Source organism: Tenacibaculum litopenaei (assembly GCF_964514025.1).
Classification (GTDB): Bacteria; Bacteroidota; Bacteroidia; order Flavobacteriales; family Flavobacteriaceae; genus Polaribacter; species Polaribacter litopenaei.
This window is the reverse complement of the sequence record NZ_CAZEQT010000006.1, coordinates 768,169-786,090: the sequence shown is the minus strand read 5'-3', so window position 1 is coordinate 786,090 and position 17,922 is coordinate 768,169. Positions and strand designations below refer to the sequence as shown.

The 17,922-nt window shown below is 33.4% G+C and carries 24 protein-coding genes; 11 read left to right on the top strand and 13 right to left on the bottom strand.

All coding sequences use genetic code 11. The features are described from left to right. Positions 1-725 precede the first annotated feature (725 nt). The 5 genes from ACKTS5_RS12210 (at position 726) to ACKTS5_RS12190 (ending at position 4,260) form a co-directional block, all read left to right on the top strand. Positions 726-1,325: a hypothetical protein gene (locus ACKTS5_RS12210; RefSeq protein WP_408044158.1), complete on the top strand. Its 600-nt coding sequence runs from the start codon at positions 726-728 to the stop codon at positions 1,323-1,325. 4 nt (positions 1,326-1,329) lie between these two features. Further along, positions 1,330-2,010, top strand: a complete 681-nt coding sequence (locus ACKTS5_RS12205; RefSeq protein WP_408044157.1) for a hypothetical protein — start codon at positions 1,330-1,332, stop codon at positions 2,008-2,010. 260 nt (positions 2,011-2,270) lie between these two features. Continuing rightward, positions 2,271-2,522 (top strand): hypothetical protein, encoded by a 252-nt coding sequence (locus ACKTS5_RS12200; protein WP_408044156.1) that lies wholly within the window; start codon positions 2,271-2,273, stop codon positions 2,520-2,522. A gap of 60 nt (positions 2,523-2,582) precedes the next feature. Then, the gene (locus ACKTS5_RS12195; RefSeq protein WP_408044155.1) at positions 2,583-2,996 is read left to right on the top strand and encodes a hypothetical protein; all 414 of its coding nucleotides are present in this window, start codon (positions 2,583-2,585) and stop codon (positions 2,994-2,996) included. Positions 2,997-3,777: 781 nt separating this feature from the next. Then, positions 3,778-4,260 carry a hypothetical protein gene (locus ACKTS5_RS12190; protein WP_408044154.1) on the top strand — a complete coding sequence of 161 codons (483 nt, stop codon included), beginning with the start codon at positions 3,778-3,780 and terminating at the stop codon, positions 4,258-4,260. Here ACKTS5_RS12190 and ACKTS5_RS12185 read toward each other — a convergent pair. After that, the gene (locus tag ACKTS5_RS12185) at positions 4,215-5,219 is read right to left on the bottom strand and encodes a DDE-type integrase/transposase/recombinase (RefSeq protein WP_408044153.1); all 1,005 of its coding nucleotides are present in this window, start codon (positions 5,217-5,219) and stop codon (positions 4,215-4,217) included. The genes ACKTS5_RS12190 and ACKTS5_RS12185 overlap by 46 nt on opposite strands. A gap of 389 nt (positions 5,220-5,608) precedes the next feature. Here ACKTS5_RS12185 and ACKTS5_RS12180 point away from each other — a divergent pair, with 389 nt between their 5' ends. Then, positions 5,609-5,827 (top strand): hypothetical protein, encoded by a 219-nt coding sequence (locus tag ACKTS5_RS12180; RefSeq protein ID WP_408044152.1) that lies wholly within the window; start codon positions 5,609-5,611, stop codon positions 5,825-5,827. Between the two features lie 11 nt (positions 5,828-5,838). Next, positions 5,839-6,177, top strand: coding sequence for a hypothetical protein (locus ACKTS5_RS12175; protein WP_408044151.1), 339 nt, complete (start codon positions 5,839-5,841; stop codon positions 6,175-6,177). A 40-nt stretch (positions 6,178-6,217) separates the two neighbouring features. Here ACKTS5_RS12175 and ACKTS5_RS12170 read toward each other — a convergent pair whose 3' ends face one another. The 12 genes from ACKTS5_RS12170 to ACKTS5_RS12115 form a co-directional block, all read right to left on the bottom strand. After that, positions 6,218-6,649 carry a hypothetical protein gene (locus tag ACKTS5_RS12170; protein ID WP_408044150.1) on the bottom strand — a complete coding sequence of 144 codons (432 nt, stop codon included), beginning with the start codon at positions 6,647-6,649 and terminating at the stop codon, positions 6,218-6,220. 1 nt (position 6,650) lies between these two features. Next, the gene (locus ACKTS5_RS12165) at positions 6,651-6,818 is read right to left on the bottom strand and encodes a hypothetical protein (RefSeq protein WP_408044149.1); all 168 of its coding nucleotides are present in this window, start codon (positions 6,816-6,818) and stop codon (positions 6,651-6,653) included. Next, the gene (locus ACKTS5_RS12160; protein ID WP_408044148.1) at positions 6,815-7,072 is read right to left on the bottom strand and encodes a hypothetical protein; all 258 of its coding nucleotides are present in this window, start codon (positions 7,070-7,072) and stop codon (positions 6,815-6,817) included. The genes ACKTS5_RS12165 and ACKTS5_RS12160 overlap by 4 nt, the downstream gene beginning before the upstream one ends. 2 nt (positions 7,073-7,074) lie before the next feature. After that, positions 7,075-7,353: a hypothetical protein gene (locus tag ACKTS5_RS12155; protein WP_408044147.1), complete on the bottom strand. Its 279-nt coding sequence runs from the start codon at positions 7,351-7,353 to the stop codon at positions 7,075-7,077. 452 nt (positions 7,354-7,805) lie between these two features. After that, the gene (locus ACKTS5_RS12150; protein ID WP_408044146.1) at positions 7,806-8,243 is read right to left on the bottom strand and encodes a hypothetical protein; all 438 of its coding nucleotides are present in this window, start codon (positions 8,241-8,243) and stop codon (positions 7,806-7,808) included. After that, positions 8,240-8,902 carry a D-Ala-D-Ala carboxypeptidase family metallohydrolase gene (locus ACKTS5_RS12145; protein WP_408044145.1) on the bottom strand — a complete coding sequence of 221 codons (663 nt, stop codon included), beginning with the start codon at positions 8,900-8,902 and terminating at the stop codon, positions 8,240-8,242. The genes ACKTS5_RS12150 and ACKTS5_RS12145 overlap by 4 nt, the downstream gene beginning before the upstream one ends. Beyond that, positions 8,868-9,089 (bottom strand): hypothetical protein, encoded by a 222-nt coding sequence (locus tag ACKTS5_RS12140; protein ID WP_408044144.1) that lies wholly within the window; start codon positions 9,087-9,089, stop codon positions 8,868-8,870. Before ACKTS5_RS12140 ends, ACKTS5_RS12145 begins: the two co-directional genes overlap by 35 nt. A gap of 12 nt (positions 9,090-9,101) precedes the next feature. Beyond that, complete coding sequence (locus ACKTS5_RS12135) at positions 9,102-9,545, bottom strand: hypothetical protein (protein WP_408044143.1); 444 nt, start codon at positions 9,543-9,545, stop codon at positions 9,102-9,104. 184 nt (positions 9,546-9,729) lie between these two features. Beyond that, entirely contained in the window at positions 9,730-10,560 is an 831-nt protein-coding gene (locus ACKTS5_RS12130; RefSeq protein ID WP_408044142.1) for a hypothetical protein, read from the bottom strand. Between the two features lie 36 nt (positions 10,561-10,596). Continuing rightward, a complete protein-coding gene (locus ACKTS5_RS12125) occupies positions 10,597-11,322 on the bottom strand; it encodes a hypothetical protein (RefSeq protein WP_408044141.1) in 726 nt (241 codons plus the stop codon). Positions 11,323-11,428: 106 nt separating this feature from the next. Continuing rightward, the gene (locus tag ACKTS5_RS12120) at positions 11,429-12,652 is read right to left on the bottom strand and encodes a rolling circle replication-associated protein (RefSeq protein ID WP_408044140.1); all 1,224 of its coding nucleotides are present in this window, start codon (positions 12,650-12,652) and stop codon (positions 11,429-11,431) included. Positions 12,653-12,787: 135 nt separating this feature from the next. Then, the gene (locus ACKTS5_RS12115; protein ID WP_408044139.1) at positions 12,788-13,072 is read right to left on the bottom strand and encodes a hypothetical protein; all 285 of its coding nucleotides are present in this window, start codon (positions 13,070-13,072) and stop codon (positions 12,788-12,790) included. A 968-nt stretch (positions 13,073-14,040) separates the two neighbouring features. Here ACKTS5_RS12115 and ACKTS5_RS12110 point away from each other — a divergent pair. The 4 genes from ACKTS5_RS12110 (at position 14,041) to ACKTS5_RS12095 (ending at position 17,433) form a co-directional block, all read left to right on the top strand. Continuing rightward, on the top strand, positions 14,041-14,223 hold the full coding sequence (locus ACKTS5_RS12110; RefSeq protein WP_408044138.1) for a hypothetical protein: 183 nt from the start codon (positions 14,041-14,043) through the stop codon (positions 14,221-14,223). Between the two features lie 359 nt (positions 14,224-14,582). Continuing rightward, complete coding sequence (locus tag ACKTS5_RS12105) at positions 14,583-15,035, top strand: hypothetical protein (RefSeq protein ID WP_408044137.1); 453 nt, start codon at positions 14,583-14,585, stop codon at positions 15,033-15,035. A 419-nt stretch (positions 15,036-15,454) separates the two neighbouring features. Next, positions 15,455-15,928 (top strand): hypothetical protein, encoded by a 474-nt coding sequence (locus ACKTS5_RS12100; protein ID WP_408044136.1) that lies wholly within the window; start codon positions 15,455-15,457, stop codon positions 15,926-15,928. Positions 15,929-16,821: 893 nt separating this feature from the next. Beyond that, positions 16,822-17,433: a hypothetical protein gene (locus ACKTS5_RS12095; protein ID WP_408044135.1), complete on the top strand. Its 612-nt coding sequence runs from the start codon at positions 16,822-16,824 to the stop codon at positions 17,431-17,433. The last annotated feature ends 489 nt before the right edge of the window (positions 17,434-17,922 follow it).

Sequence of the window (17,922 nt, the reverse complement as noted above, 5' to 3'; positions counted from 1 at the left end):
AAAAACTACTTTACATTAGATTGTGAGGTAGTTTTTTTGTTTTAAGAAGAATAAGCTTTTTTAGCGTTAAAGTTTTGTAAAAGACAATCAAGAGTATAAAGTATACATTCCTTGTCTTTACCAGGTAAGTTATTTAAGTCTATCTAACATAATAGGGGCTTTAAATAAATCAGCGTCTTCATTCTCCCCGCATCTTGACATTTAGCGTTAGTGTAATGGCAAGTTTTAAAAGGAATTTAAATAAGAAACGAGCATATTATTAGCCATTTGTAATGGCAAAATGAGAAGTTATAAGAACTATCTTAATCTTGTAATTGAGGTAGTTTTTTTATGTGGTTTGCAGGAAGAAATAAGCTAAAAATCCCTGAAAATTCGTATTTTTGAGCTGCTATGAAAAGTTGCTATGCCCGCACAAAATTTTTGAAAAATTTGGAAGTTGTTTCTATTCTTATCAAAAACCAAACAGGTTCTTATTTACTAAGAAAATACATAAATGCACTTACCAAGTACGAAAAAAAGACCCAGAGACAGGGAAAGAAGCTTTTCAGTTACCATTATGGGATGCTAGATTGGTAGGTGGTTAATGACAGACCCTGCTGGGCAATACCATTCTCCTTATTTAGGGATGGGTAATAGTCCGGTTAATGGAATAGATTTTGACGGAGGAATTTTTGTGAGAGGCAAAAGGTATTACTGATACGCAATTCGAAAATTGGAAGAATAGAATGAAAAGTATAATAGGAGCAGCTAGATTTAATGATTTGGAAAAATCTAGTGTTCATATAATGGTGCATTTTACAAATGCCCCTATTATGGGAGGTAGTCTACAAGGTAAAACTACAACTGTTTTTGATTATCAAGGTAACGCGTTTTTTGATAATTTAAAAGTAAAAAGTGTACCTATTTTCCATTTCTTCGGGAATGGAAACAATCAAGGTATTGTTGATTTTACACAATTGAGATTCTATTCTAACGAACTTCAAGGTTCAACGATTAAGGTAAAAGGAAAGGAGATTGAAGTAGGTGGTTTTGAAGAAACTTTAAATAAGATAGAAGGCCAAGTTTCGGTAAGTAAAATTGAAATTTGGATTGATTTAACTAAAAATTTTTATACCAACTCACATGAAATTGGACATGCGTATTACTCTATTAAAAACCCTGAAAAAGCTTTTTTATGGAGTATGATAGCGAGTGGTTCAAATTGGTTTAATCAGTCTGGAGCAGGATATTTATTTAATAATCCTTCGGGAATTTCTGCACATAAATTTGAACAAATGACGCCAAGCAGTGATAGAAAAAAATCTTTGAAGCCAACACATTTTTAAAATTATGAGAGTATTTTTAGTTTTATTGTTTTTAGGAATCAATTATAATTATGGTCAGAGTAAAAAAATTGATTCCATAAATGTCAAAATTATAAATAAGAATATTTCAGCTTACAGGTTATATTACTCTAATTATATTGGGTGTCATAAGGAACCCGTTAGATTTTTAAATGAATATTTATTGAATGAAGGTCAAGAGTATGATTTAAAAATTTCTGAGTTAAAATTACCTTATCATACCATTAAAGGTATTACATTATTTAAGATTGAAAATAATTATTATCTACTAAAAAAGAAGAATAGAAAAACAAAAGTGGTTTTTTATGATAATATTTCATACGAGGAGATATTATCTAGAAGGATGTTAGTCGGTTTGGATTATAAAAATAACGAGCTAATTTTTTTTAGTGGTAATGTTTTTAAAACTTGTGTTTTAAATTTATTCGAACTAGATTTAAATGCACCTAATACTTTTACAAAGTATTTAAAAATAAAACTTTTTAATTATGATATTAATAATCTCTATTTTTTAAAAAAAAGAAGAAGATTTATATTTTTTAAAGCCTTTTCTAATAGTTTAAATGAAGATATTATGATAAAAATTAATAAGAAGGATTTTAACGATATTAGAGTCATGTGTAAAGAAAATAAATGGACGGAATTGGGATCTTATAAATGGAGATAATCCCAGATGCTGCGCGAAGGAGCGATAAAGATTAGTGCTAACGCACAAATCCTTTCGTGTGGCGAGTATGAGTAATAAACATTAAATAGAAAAGCTACTTTACATTAGTATGTAAGGTAGCTTTCGATACAGTTTTCACGAAAGGAAAAGCTAAGAATCCCTGAAGTTTGTATTTTTGAGTTGCTATGAAACTTGCTATGCCCGCACACTATTTTGGAAAATTTGAAAGATGTTTTTGTTCTTATCAAAAACTAAATAGGTTGTTTTTTGCTAAGAAAATAGATAAATGCACTTACCAAGTACGTGAAAAGGACCCTGAAACAGGGAAAGAAGCGTTTCAATTACGTTTATGGGATGCTAGGATTGGAAGGTGGTTGACTACCGATCCGAAAGGACAATCGGATATCAAGCCTTTAACAGGTGGAGGAGGAAAAACAATAAATGGTGTTACTTATAAATGGGAAATAAAATTGACTGGGCAAAAATGGAGTACATGGTGTTTATGGGAATAAGACAAAATATAAAGGACAAGATGTTTATTATTTTGATAAAGGCAAAAAGAAATAGAAGTTATGTTAGATGAACTTTATAATGACAACCAAAAAATAGGATTAAAAAAGTTTTTAGAAAAGTATATTATACATTTTGGAGAACAACAAAACGAAAATGTTTACCTATTAAATAATATCTACGATGACGATGGTTTAGAGGATAAAGAAAAGTCCTTTTTAGTAGATTTAAGAAATGATTTTAAAATCATTGATGTATGTGTTCAAAAGAAAATATTTGATGATTTTATCAATGTTATAATTGATGTTACTTATGGAAATGTTTTTCAATCTACGCAAACACCATTTATTTTAGATAGTTGTTTTTTTAGATTATTTTTCGACTTATCTAATGAAAAAGTAATTGATAAAGAGCCATACAATATTGAAACATATTACACTTCTGCATTTTCAGATGACTTAAATGAATCAGTTTAAAAGCTTCCAAACGGTAGCTTTTTGCTTTAAGAAGCCTAAGTTTTTTTGGTTTTGTGGTAGCTTATGGCCATATCTATAAGGTCATGTAATTTAGCTTTTTCTTAGCCATAGTCATGTCAATAAGTTTTAATTCAGTATTATTTTGATCTTTACTCGTTTGTAACCAGCACCGTTGGTAATATGAATAAAAATATACTGAGAAGTATAGCTTGTTAAGTTTAATGTGTCTGTAAGTCAACAGCCCGTGCACTAATGATTAATAAAAAATAGAAATCTCCACACCAATGTTTTCGTTCCTGGTATGAGTACTTCCTTCTAACAGTAATAAATATAACAGCTACTTTACATGAGGCTGTGAGGTAGTATTTTTTACGCAGTTCGTAGGAAAAAACAGGTCAAGTTTCTTTAAAAATCCGTATATTTGAGTCGCTGTGAAAAATTGCTATGCCCGCACACTATTTTAGAAAATTAGAAAGATATAAGGATGATCATAAATATGGTTATTCAGGATATGTTAGAGTGAATACAAGCACAGAATTAGATGTACTTGCAAGAGATGCTGTAATAGCTGTTCCGAGAAAATCTCGTCATTGGCAAACTCCAGCATGAAACACATTTTATAAGGCTAATTGGGTAGACGGTAAAATAATCATAAAACCAGTTATTGCCGCTATAGCAGTTATAAAATATTATCATGTGATAATGGTTGCAAAACAAGACAGTAAATATGTAATACCAAAGGTAGGTAATGTACAGCCACTTGGAAGTTTTAAGTATTAGAATGAAAAATTTAGTAGTATTATTTTTATTTATTTTGACTGTTTCTTGTTTTGAAAGTACAAAACAGACGATTGCTATTGCGAAAAAAGATGGTGCCATTAAATCCAGAGAGCAAAGTAAAGATGACGTTTCATTCGACTCAAAAAGTCTTAAAACCTTTTGGAAGGAATTTAAAGATAGTTTAAAGAATGGAAATACTGAATACGTTTCAGGAGTCATGAATTATCCTATACGCGGTATTTATCCTGTTATATTCAAGTATTCACATGATTGTGATACTATAAGCTATGACAAAAATTCAGAAAAGTTTATTAGCTTAAGTATTAGTAAAAAGAATTTTAATAAGTATTATGATTTTGTTTTTTCTGATGTTCTGAAAGAAATTATTTATCAAACTGACTATAGAGATTTAATTAAGAGAGGAACTAGGAATAATTGTCATGTTTCACAACGTTGCATTCCAAAAACCGAATTAATAGAGTAGATTAATTTGTATTGAATTTCGGGAGTACGGTGGAAGATTTCGGGTTCTAATTCGTACCACTTTTTCAATGCTTCAAATGGCGTGTTTAGCTTCAATTCTCTCCTAAGCCCTCCATGACTTCGACGGGTGTTATATACCTTAAAAAACTTTGTTAGGTGGTCGTCGAGGTGGTTGTCGTTCTTGTACGAGAATCTTTTAATTGTGTGAGTTTTTATAATGTCATTCATTTTTTCAACCATGCCGTTAGTCCTTGGTGTGAAAGGTCTAGTTTTTCGATGGTCGATACTCTGCAACTTACAAAGTTCTTCGAACCTAGAGAGCTTTTTACAGGGATCGCCTTTTTTAGACTTGAGTAAACGGTTGGTAAACTCAAGACCGTTATCGGTTAAGACATGGGTGATTTTGAACGGATAAAAATTAAGACACTTTTGCAAAAAATCTTGTGAGTTCTTCGAGCTTTTGTTTTTGTAAACTTGATAGTATACCATGCGCGTAGCCCTATCTATGGCTACAAACAAATACTTTCTTTTATCTTCTATTCTCGGCAAGTATGTAACATCGATGTGTAAATAACCAGGGGAATAGGCTTTGAATTTCTTAGCCTTTTCCTTTTGTTCTTTAGGTACTCGGTTTACATTGTTCCGCTTGAGGGTTCTGTAAATTGAACTACGAAACTGATACGATTTTTGAGGGAAAAGAAGGAGCGCAAGTTCATCAAGAGGTAACCACGTTGAGCGTCTGACGGAGACTACTAAAGCCTGTTGCACGGGTGTTAAAGAATAGTTAATACTTTTGGGTACACTAGAATTATCGTGTTGATAACTTCTTTTTTTCCATTTTTTAACAGTTGATAAGGATACGGAATACTTTTTCGACAATTTTTCATTTGTCAAAGTACTGCCTTGTATCGCTTTTCTAATATGCGCATTTGTCGTCGCATTAGCGTGATACGTTTGCATTTGATTCTTTTTTTTACAATTTAATTCGGGAAAAATCTATTTCAATGAGCGTTAATGTTAACCAAAACTAAGAAGTTTTTATACAATATGCAAATCAAGGTAGTTTTCAGAGCTTTTAAGAGCAGTCAAGGCACAAGCTCGCTATCGCATAGCCTTTGGCATTTTTTGTGGTTTTAAAGCCATATACAAATCACGAAAAACAGATTTTCAAATAACACAGACCAAAAAAAAATGGGTATCCCTCCCAAGGTCGTGACCCTCCACATTTTTTATTTGGCTGAATTATTTAAAAAGTCTAGAGCCTTGTGATGTAATTGGTTTTAAAGCCAAAAAAATATTTTTTTTTTCAAGAGCAGAACCGCTCAATAACACTTAAAAACAAGTACATCATGAAAGATTACCAGAAAGCAATAATCGAGGAGATTAGTAAAATTGATTACATGGAAATTAAAAAAACCACGGTTTGCGAATCAGGACGTTTGAGAATAAAGTTACATAATTTAAACAAGTGGGAAATTCAAGAGATTGAAGAAGTGCTTGAAAAATACAATGCCAAATACTTCATAAAAGCAGAAGGGGGATTTTTAGTAATAGTTGTGTTTAAATAAATCAAGTAACCATGGGAGTATTATTTACATCAAAGGAGAGAATTGAAATAGTTAAAATTAGCGACGATCATTATGTTGTCATGGCTGATGAATTGGAGATGGTGAGAACGCCTAGGATAGAACTAAACTCAGGATTTAGGAGTAAATGCTATGGGACATTAGCACAAGAGATTGAAGAGAAGCAAAATGAGATTGACACTTTAAAAAGACGTATAAAGCAATATAGAAAAATTAGCAGAGTGTTAAGACTACAAAAATCCAAGGAAAGAGCAATAAGGAAAATGATTGAAAAAACGGTTGAACATCTCAATGTAAAGCTAATTAAACTCAAAGAAAATAGAAGTTTTTAAAAGACAAAAACCCGCTTAGTATCTAGGCGGGTTTTAGTTCTTAGTGCTGTGGCACGTCAGGAGTTGGGTTTGTCACAGGTGGAGTAAAAAGGTACTCGTAGTCCTCGTTGAATTCCGATATTAATTTCAGCTTTAGACCACTGAAAAGGAGTGTGTTGTGTGGATTTTTGATATTCGCTAACAGGAAGCTCCTAAAGAAAAGATTTTCGATTTTATCCTTACCTGACAACACAAAATTCAAGGTTGGATAATAGGGTTTATTTTCTGGTGGTCTCCCAAAAGGAAAACTTTCCCTTAAGGAGACACCTAGGAGGCCGTCAGTAGGTGTCACTACGTGAACCGTACCGTATAAAAATTCATCCTTTTTTAGTATAAGGTCGTCAGACAACCCTCGGGGGTCTCTTGTATTTAAGACAGTGTTGATGGGTTTAGCATCAAACTTCATGTCGTTGAGTTCTATTGTTTTTTTCATGTTATAGATTGTCTATTTTTTGTTTAACATCTGAGGGAAGATAAAAAGCATCATCTGCCTTTTTCTTATAGTGGTTGTTAATGCATACCACCATTACAGTTGTACATACGATAATGATAGTAACCAGTAAAAACAGGAATGCATACGTAAATACTTCTAGTGGTGTCATTTGAATTTAGCTGTTAATTTTCTTAGTGCTTCCATGTCCCATTCACCCGTTTTGTGATAGTCTTTTACAATACGGTTCAGTTCCTCACAACCGTCTTTATTCTCGATAATTTTAAGTGCATCTTCTTCGAAAAGTGATGTTTCTGTTATTTTGTTTACTGGGTAAATAACCTCATTGTAAAAAAGACAGCCACCCATAAAAAGCACACAAAAAGTAAAGCTCACAGATAATATTTTTATAAAAAGATCTGACATAATTACTTGAATTTATTTGATAGTTTATTTAAGGCTTCCATGTCCCACTGCCCAGTATCTTTATGATGCTTGATGATGCGGTGAAATTCATCTTTTGCCCTTCCATCTATGTAAAGAATACGGGCAGAATTTTCGGTAAATATTTCATCGTCAGAACCAAATAAAGGCTTGTAAACAAATTCGTAGTAGGTCCAACAACCAATTAAGAAAACAGTTATATATCCTACTAGCTGACAAACAAGAAGAAGACCATCTAAAAAGATGTTTAATAAATCTACCATGCTAGTCATTTTCAATTACGTAAATGAAGTTTATGATTTGCATCAATACATGATACAGAAGCCACCCTATAAAAAGGACAAAAACACCTGAAACAAAAACCATTTTAAGGGTTTTTAACAGAGCATTAAAAAACGGTTTAGCATTATTTCTCATGGTTACATTTGTTATTACGTGAGCGTAGGTAGCGCACTAGTTCAATTAAAAAGGTTAAAACAAACACGGTTACGGAGGGATTAAGGTCCTCGGTAACTACCGAAGTCGTAATCCCTATAAAATTGCTTAAAAGGGGGTATATAAAGGTTTTCATAATTTATTTGTAGATTTGGGGAACTGTTTAACTTAAAATTTGGAAAGATGTTTTTACTTATTGGAGGACCTGAAATAGCTGTAATAGTTCTAATACTAGAAGTAGCACTTTGTTACACTTTCTACAAGATAGGTAGAAACTCTGCTAAAAAATCAGGTAAGGAGCAATAGCTTTAAGTTCTCTCTTTTCTGAACTTGTAAGCTCAGAATCAAGCCACTGCTTAAGATTTAAAAGTTTTGGGTACAAAATATCGATTCCAACACCTAAAAAATCTACATAACCCCTATCTCCAAACTTATTATGAATTTTATAATAATCAGACTCTGTTATCTCTGAAAACACATTTTTAACAACAGAAAACTGTGTACCAATCGAAGCCATTGCTACATGTAGAGTATCAGCATATTGATTAGCAAGATTGTCCGTAATAGTTGAACCTGATGTGTTCAAAGTAGCACTTTGTTGTTCTTTAAAAAGACCAATAAAAAAGCCTTTTAACGAGAGGACAATACCTAGGATTAAGGCTAATCCCGCAAGGAGTAAAAGACCCCAATCTTTTAAGAAATTTACTAGTTTTTTCATGGTCTAATTTTCTTTATTAAAGCACCTACCGCAAGACCTACAAGCCCTATGATTGTTAACGTTATACCGACCCGACTGGAGTTTTTTTTTCCATCTTCGTCAAGGTCTAAATCAGTCCAGACGATGTGACTTCCGTCAGCTTCGGCTGGTCTAAGGTCTAGGTGAACAAAATTTTTATACTTGTACAGTCCGAAAGCATTTACACCTAAGTTTCTAAGAGAATGATACAAATCATTCTTTTGCTCGATAGCTTCTCTTAAAAGCTCTACTAAGCCCTCTCCCGATAAATCAACTGCGATTCCTAAGGTGTGCTTACCTTTACCGCTTCTACCTTGTGAAAGCTCATGCGCTACGGTTCTGAATGAACTGTTTACCTTAATGGGTTTACCAAGAGCATTTCTTAAAATCTGACAGGCTTGTATGATATTGGGATGAATAGGCACGTAAGTTATCAGGTTCTTTTCCTCCTTAGTGAAATACATAGCTTTTCTGAATTCACCGAGGGTGAAATTCGTTGAAAGCTTCTTATCATCGTTATAACCATCTAAAGGCGGTTTAAGGTGGATATAATGCTTTTTTACATCCGTAGGTTCTTCGATAGAACCATACGGATTTATTGCGCTGTTAGTTGTCGTGGTTACTGGTAGCTTCTTTCTCATTTGTTGAAATGGTTTGCGGGGTTACTCCCCATATTTTCATTCTCTCGTCGTTAAAGGCTTTCAAATGCTTTAAAAAAGCGGACGCCGTTCTGGAAGTTTTGTCCGCTTTTTCTGCATATGAAAGAACTTTACTTATTCCTTGGCTGACGTTTCCAACCTTGCCAAGTAATCCAAATAGTTTTTTCATTGTGGTATTGTTTTATCGTTTTGTAGAAATGTGTTTACCGATGTAACCGCCATTGTTTGCGTGAGGGTTACAAATCCAATTCCAATTCGAGAAGTAGGCTTTGTGATTGTCGATATTTAACATACCGTAGTTCACTCTATCATTCTCACCCGCTGAACTCATTACGATGGTAACACTAACCCATCGTTTACCTGCCTTTGAAGTTACGGGAGCATTCTTTTGCTGTTTTTCGCTACGGAAGATTTTATAGCTCCATCTTTTGCCATTCATGACCTTGAAGCCATGGATAAATACACCGCTATCGCTTCCGTAAGAAGCATGTAATTTTGCTGAACTTTTCTTTTTTCTTTGCTTGTTCCATCTAGGCGACTGCCCTTGGAATGATTGTCGTTGAGACTGATAATAACCTTGTTGCATTGGTCCTACAGGCTGACCGTATTCGTTATAATGTGCCATAGTTATTTATATTTTTTTTTAGGGAGTAACAGCAATGTTCCTCCTATGATTAGTACTGCAGGAGCGACTACGAACAAAGCCCAGTTAGGCACTCCAATTGTTTTTTCTTTCATCCAAGCCTTAGTTTTTGTCCAAAAGGCTTTTATTTTTTCTTTGAATTTTGTGCATTTTTCACATGCCATGATTATTTTCTTTTTTTAGGTTTGACTTTCTTGAATAAGTAGGTAACTCCTGCACCTACTAGACCCACAACGAGAAGCACTAAGGCAATTAACCCGAAGTCACTTTTGCCATCTGTTTTTGGTGGTGGCGGAGTTGTAGGTGGTTTTGAAGTTGATGAATCAGAGGTTGTATCGGTTGTAACGTTTACATCTATCTTCATTTTCTCCAACTCTGCTTTAGCATTTGGTTTCTGAGTAGTGTATTTCCAATAGTCTGTATTATGCATACGCCCCTCTGGAGATTTAATGCGCTCAGTGTATGGATGCTTTACGACAGTATAATTGTAAACGTGCTTAAACTTGTTACGAAGCGCCCACATATAGTCGTTTACGATTTTGTATTTAATCGCTTCGGCAGCTTTGTTTTTTCCACATTTACGTTGTTTTTCACCTAAAAACCAATGATCGTGAACACAGTATCTGAGATACTTGTCCGCCCTTGTTAAACGCTGGGCGAAAGTTCCAATCGACTTATTTTGCATGAAACCAATAGCGGTATTGATTTCGTCTTGAGCTAGTTTGATTTGTTCTTTCATAAGGGCGTCCATGTCCCAATCCGATGCACAACCGTCGAATAAATCAGCAATAAACTTAACAGCATCTTCAATGAAATCTGGAATTTCTATAACTTTTTCTATCGCGTTGATAACTTCATCAATGATTTCATCAATGGAACTCTTAATGCCATCCAAGTCAAGACCGCCTAAATCGAAGTCTACCGGCTTGAAACCTCCCGTCCCGAAGCTCGGGCGGTGAGGGTCATTTTTTAGATAATCTAAATTGTATGTTAACATCTTTTAGATTTTAGTTAATACTTTTTGTTTTTCGGATTAAACAATCCAGTAATAGAAGTCTTTAGCCAAGTCAGCAGACCAACGGAAGTAGCAACCGTCTAACCCAGCAGTTTGAAGGACAACCGCTTGATTGGTTCCGAAAACGGGAACGTTCGTCTTATCATAAGCAACAACACCGAAAATGTTTTCCTGCTCTTGAAGCAAAAGCTCTTTAGACATTACGACTTTCTCATCACCACGGATAAAGTCGATTTCGTCGGGCATTGAAGCCTTGTCGAAAATGATATAGCGTTGTTGTGAGAGGTCGACTTTTAGCTCAGAATTACCGCTGTCTACTTTGGTTTTACGAAGTTGGAAAGGAGTTCCCGCAGTTCTTAAACCTCCTGAGATAGAGATATTGAAAGAAGCATTGTCCAAAGTTTTGAGGTCAACAAACATGTAATCCTTTTCCTGCAAGACAATTTCACCGCCAATACCAACGTCAATGATACCACTAGCAATTACCTCCTTGCTAGACTCTGTCGCATAACGGAAGATTTGTAAACGTTTACCCTGAAGGAACTCGATTTTGTTTTGGAGCTCAATAAGAAAGGCAACCTTTACAGGGCTGATAGTTCTTATTTTAGATTCGCCTTGACGCTCCATTGACAATTCAATTGTCGCATCCTTGTAAATGTTAGAAAGAATTAGGCGTTGTGGTTGGTTGTTGTGGTCGATGGTGAAAGATTTACTTCCCTGACCAGTAACTGGAATGGTTTTCATATCTGAAATGATTTATTTAAAATTTCTGATACAAAAATGCGGTGATAGTGAGAGGATACGCGCGGATAGTCCGCGCGTTGTTTTGTTTGGTTTACAGGAGTGTAATTTATTTTACATTATTAGTCCAATAAGCCTTGTTACCGTAATTGATTTGTAGTTGTTCTATAATTACGGGATCTATTTTAGGTGTTGGAGCAGGTTTTACAGGCTCTTTTTTAGGCTTCGGCTTGTTCTTGTCTTTTTCAAGGCGTATGAATTCCTTGTGTTGTAGTGTTTTAGGAGTTAGATTCCCGTTTTGGAGTTTGAAGAAGTTCTTAACGTCGCTATAAAGTTGTTTGTAAGTAGACCTAAGTACCTCAAAGGTTTTTCCTGAGAAGTAGCTGAAGAAATCGTCGCTAATCACTTGCTTAAATCTCCCTGTTTTGTTTATCATGGATATAACGTGGTCAAAGTATTTATCACCTTCTGCGTATCTAGGATATTGCAAGGCTTTTACTTCTTTAGAAGCCCCCCAAATACGCCCAATGATTGGGCGTTGACCGAATTTTAGCTTAGTCATGTACTTAGTAATGTACTTGGTTGGGTTACTTATCTTTTTCCCTTTTTTATCAACCTTATAGCTCTCAATTCGGGTAGATGGTGGGTTGCGGTGTCCGTGTACTTTCTGAAAAGCGTCTAAATAGCCTAATTTAGAGAGTTGTTTATTCCAAAGGCGTCGTATGTCATCTTTTTCGATAAACTTGTCTAAAAGTAGATGAAAATGGATATTTCCGTTGTTTTGAGGTTCCGCCCTCCATACATAGAATTTAACACCGTGGTTTTTACGCAAGTTGTCAATGTATTTTGTGAGCGCGCGTCTGATAACTTTATCAGAATGTACTTGCTTTGATGGTAGTGTGAGCGTTAAAAAAACTAGATATTGTTGGGATTTGAAATCTACATCTTTTTGGCGTGAGTAGAGAACTGTATTTATCATGAGTTCACACGCTTTAGCACATGATTTCTTGGCGTTGTGTGACAGTGTACCCAACTGCCTAGGGTTGTAACTTTTCTCGACGTAAGAAGGATTTAAGAGCTTTTTATTGGCTTCCTTTTCAGCAAAAGCCTTTGCCTTTTTTAACTGATGCATATCGTGACTAAATCTCAATTTGTCCATGCGGTTGATAAAATCGGGGGTTTCCTTGATTTTATTAAACATGGAAAGGAAAGCAGAGCTTTGCGTCTGCTTTAACTGGGTGGTATCTCCTTTTCTTTGGAAGTCTAGGTAACTGACATCAAAGAATTGGCTAATACCATCGTTTTTGAGAGAAAAAGTGCACGGTGCGTTCATCTGGGGTGTGCGGTTTTGTTTCTCAAATTTTCAGCGACCATGCGGTCTAGCTTCAAATTATCGACAAAACCGTAATGTTTTGACGAGCTCAAAGAAAAAATCCCCTGTCGGGGCTTTTTTAAGAGCCTGACGGGGTTATAAATTCATTTTTAACTGTGGTGACGGTAGAATACTTTTAGGGATTCTATGAGCTTCGTAAGGGGCAAGCATATCATCAATGCTTCGCCAATCAACGAAAATGTAATTCTCCGCTAAGTGTTTTTTAAGTTCAACAAAGTCGGGAGAGTGTTTTAAAGAGTCCTTGTTAAGTGTATCTAGTGTGAAATGTATTTTTACATTTCTTTCACGGAAGTAGGCGTTTATTTGGTTGCAAATAAACTCACGCCTAGCTTCCCAATTAATTGGGCATTTTCTAGGCATGACTATGATAGTTTAAATACTAGTTGGAATTTATTTACTAAGTGAAGTTGACACGTTATTGTGTTGACACAATAAACGTGTTCTTTTTGTTCATTGATGAGTAGAACCTCATATACAATGAGCGTAGGGAGACCTAATTTTTGTTTAACAAATCGGTCTCCCTCTTGGAGTTGGTAGAGTGGTTTACTTGTAGTTTGAGTAAATGACATAGTTTTAATTTTATGTCATTGAAAATTTTCATTTTCATGGGCTCAACGTTGTGATACTTGTCAAATAATAAAATTACGGGATTATCTTATTCATTCCATGCAAAAGAATATAAAGTACCAGTAAAATGTAGTAATGATCATTGTATAATTTTTCATTTTTTATTTAAAGATTCTAGGTGGAAAATTACAATAGGAGGTTTATAACACTCCAAACGCTCGATGCCGCACGAATGAGCGATAAAGATTAATGCTCCTGCATGAATCCTTTCGTGTGCCGAGTAAGAGTAAGCAAAACAACAAAAAATATAAAACCCCGATAGCGCGGACTTGTAGTCCGTGCCCTCTAAGAGTAAGCAAATAATACATATGAAAACTACTTTACATTAGATTGTGAGGTAGTTTTTTTACGCAGTTCGTAGGAAAAAACAGGTCAAGTTTCTTTAAAAATCCGTATTTTTGAGTTGCTATGAAACTTGCTATGCCCGCACACTATTTTGGAAAATTTGAAAGATGTTTTTGTTCTTATCAAAAACTAATTAGGTTGTTTTTTGCTAAGAAAATAGATAAATACGCTTTCCAAGGGCAAAAAAGGCTGGTTTTACAGTCAAGCCTGGAGGAAGTCATCTAAAGATCTTTAATTTAGAAGGAAGAATGATTTCGACAATACCTCATAGTCCTCATGCAAAAGGTACCATAAAAGGTATGTGTGAAGTTAATGTAAGAGAAGCAGGGTTTTATTAATTAATACTAGGTATAATAATGAATAAAGATACGGAAGAAGTTTGGTTATTTAAGCTCTTTTTAGAGAGTGATAATGGAGAAGAATTACATTTCAAAAAGGCGAATGAGTTAATGGATTTGATTATTTTGTGGGCAGAAAAAAATGGATGTCAGATAGGGGGAGGATATAGAAAACCTAATGAAAAAGATTTAGAGATATAATGATTCCCCAGCTCCCATACGAATGAGAAATAAAGACTGTGCTAACGCACGAATCCTTTCTTGGGAAAAGTATGACCTCCTCCCATTAAATCGGACAGCTTAGAATTGGAGAGTTTAGAGTAAAAAATGTTTAAATTTAACTAAATATACTACTTATGAAACGATCAGATTTTGAAAAAATCTACAGTTAAGCCCTTCTAACTTGGAGAAGCTTACACTCTTGGTGTTATAGGTTTAGAGAATTCAAATATGAAGCTAGTTAATGTTCATGAATACCTACATAAAAACACAACTTATTACCTCTATAGAATAGCTAAAGATGGTACTTTTGTGAGTGCAGGTTTAAAGCTCCATTATATATGATTTCAAGTGATGTTTATGTTTTTTTAAATTCAATTGACATAGGTAAGATAAATAGTTTTTTTAGAACTTATTTGTCTGATTTTATGCCAAGTGATGACTTTTTTGAATACCCCAAATATGGAACTCCGATAATGTATGAAACGGACATTTATGAAGAAATGTTAGCGTATATTGTAGGTAATAAAAAAGATTATACATTCTATTTTGATACTGAAAATAGTAAAAGTCCATACAAACAGTCCGTTTTGAGAATAAATAAAGATAATAGTATGTTATTAAGGGTGTCGGTGGACTCGAGTATTGAACAAAAAATAATTGAATTTCTAAAAAAGGAGTTTAATACTGATGATGTTTTTGTTACTTATAACATTCCTCCCATAACATCTAAAGAAGATATTTTAAAAGCTTTATCGCGCCCCGATACCGCGCTAATGAGCAATGAAGAATAAGGTTCCCGTACGAATCCTTTCGTGTAGAGAGTTCGAGTAATAAACTATAAATATAAAAGCTACTTTACATTAAGTTGTGAGGTAATTTTTTTTATACAATTAGCACGAAAGAACAAGCTAAGAATCTCTGAAAATTCGTATTTTTGAGCTGTTATGAAAATTGCTATGCCTGTATTACCAACCAACTGCTGAAAACATAAGAGCTACCCTAATTGTTCATGAGGCATGAGTTCATTGAATTTGGAGATTCGAATTCGATGCATAGATTTGCATATTAGGCGACTATGAATAGTAACTTTTGGAACCGTACTACGGATAACTACAAGAATCATGTTAGAAACGCTTTTAAAGCGTATTTTGATGCCGAGAGCCCCCAAATGTTAAATGAAATAATTATCTGTGGTAAAAAATGATTCATTATGAAAATTAAATTATTATTCCTAATGTTTGTTTTTTTTATATCATGTTCTACTAAAAGTAAGAATAAGTTTAAAAAAAGCAAAATTGAAAATTATGATACTATTTCTATAGTTTATTATGGTAATCTGAAAAATAAAGTAATTGATAAGCAAATTATTAACTTATACAAAAAAACATCTTTTATTAAATTTAATATAGGAGGGGTAATTGATTCTACATCAGAAGATAAAAAGATTAGAAAATTAAAAAAGTTTCTTTTTTCACTCAAGCCTCAGCAATTACTAAATCAATATTGGGATAGTACTAGTAACGGTTTAGTTAGGCGCATTTATTTTATCAATAGTGGTTTTATTAAAGAAGTTAGAATTATTGGTTATCCCAAAGGTTTACCTAATGATTCTTTAATTATTGTAAGTGATAAGCTTCTAAAAATTATTTGTAATGATAAAAATGATAATTGCTCCGCATCTTGACAGCTATCTTTAACGTAATGGTAAGTTTTAAAAGGAATTTAATTAAGTAACGAATATAATACTATTAGCCAATTGCAATGGCAAAACGAGAAATTATAAAAACTATCTTAATCTAGTAATTAAGGTAGTTTTTTTATGCAGTTAGCACGATAAAACAAGCCAAGTTTCTTTAAAAATCCGTATTTTTGAGTTGCTTTGAAACTTGCTATGCCCGCACAAAATTTTGGAAAATTTGAAAGATGTTTTTGTTCTTATCAAAAACTAAATAGGTTGTTTTTTGCTAAGAAAATAGATAAATGCACTTACCAAGTACGTGAAAAAGACCCTGAAACTGGGAAAGAAGCTTTTCAGTTACGATTATGGGATGCTAGAATTTGTAGGAACCTATTATGATAATGCTTCCTTGAGCAATTCTATAATACATTAGATAGAGAGCCATATTTTCTCAAGATTAGAAGGGCAAAAAATCTTTGACGAAACATTTAGAATGTCGAGTTTTGATTAAGAACAGGTACTGCAAATGAAGGAAATGGAGCGTGTTCTTGGTCAATAGGCACTAAATATATAAACAGAGATAAAGGTTATAGTAATGGTAAAACTGTAGTTGAAAACCTATGGAGTGTAGTAGTTGACCACGATTGGTATTCGCACTTGATGAAAAAACAAGGTAGTTTTGTTAGTACACATAGATTGGTTTATCAGAATCAAGTTAAGTCACTTCGTTGGGCAGGAACTACAGGTGAATTTAAAAGATATGTTGTAAATGCATTACACAAGTACCATGTTATGGAAAGTGATGGACTATGACAAGGTATTTATCTGAAAGAATATTTAAAATGGGATAAATATAGATCCCCAATTATGTTAGACGAAATAATTATAGGTGGTAATTAATGAAGTATTTAATTTTTTTTCTTGTTTTGATGTCTTTTTTTTCTTGTCAAGAGAAAACAAAAGGGAATACGACTGCTTCTTTTGTGACTAAAATACAATATCAAATAAAAGAAAGTGTGTGTGATACAACCGTTAAATACGACATAAACTTATTGATGCCAACATTTAGCGAATTTTTTGGAGTGAGAATTTTAAGTGAAAAAGAAAGAACAGTTTTTAAGTATGAAAATGAGCCATATAAGTATGTTTATAAATACGATAGTATAAATAATAAACGGACTGTTTTAGAAGATAGAAAACAGGATTTGGTTTTAAATGATTTTAGTTCAGTTTTTTACGATGTTATTTGCGAGATGATACAGAAAGCAAACATACAGAAAGAGAAAGAATTTAAACCTATGTCGAGTGAGAGTATTGTGTTAAACATAAAAGCAATCGATAAACAAAAAAAAGAAACCCTTTACAAAAAGAGGTTTTTTATAGATGATAACAAGTTTAAGTATTCTAAAAGGCTTTTATCTCTTAACAAATTTATGATATACTATGCGGATTCTTTGAGATTAAATTTTAAAACAAAATCCATTTTAAAAATAAAAGAATCTTTAAAATAAGTCTGAAAGAAATTAGTTTTATGGCCATGTAAGCTTCCTTAAAAACTGATCATTTCAAACAAGAATATCTTATCTAGAAGGATGTTAGTCGGTTTGGATTATAAAAATAATGAGCTAATTTTTTTTAGTGGTAATGTTTTTAAAACTTGTGTTTTAAACTTATTCGAACTAGATTTAAATACACCTAATACTTTTACAAAGTATTTAAAAATAAAGCTTTTTAATTATGATATTAATAATCTCTTTTTTTAAAAAAGAAGAAGATTTATATTTTTTAAGGCCTTTTCTAATAGTTTAAATGAAGATGTTATAATAAAAATTAATAAGAAGGATTTTAACGATTTTAGAGTCATGTGTAAAGAAAATAAATGGACGGAAATGGGATATTATAAATGGAGATAACCCGAGATACGGCGCAAATAAGCAATGAAGAGTAAGATAGATTCCCGTACGAATCATTTCGTGTGGAGAGTTCGAGTAATAAACTAT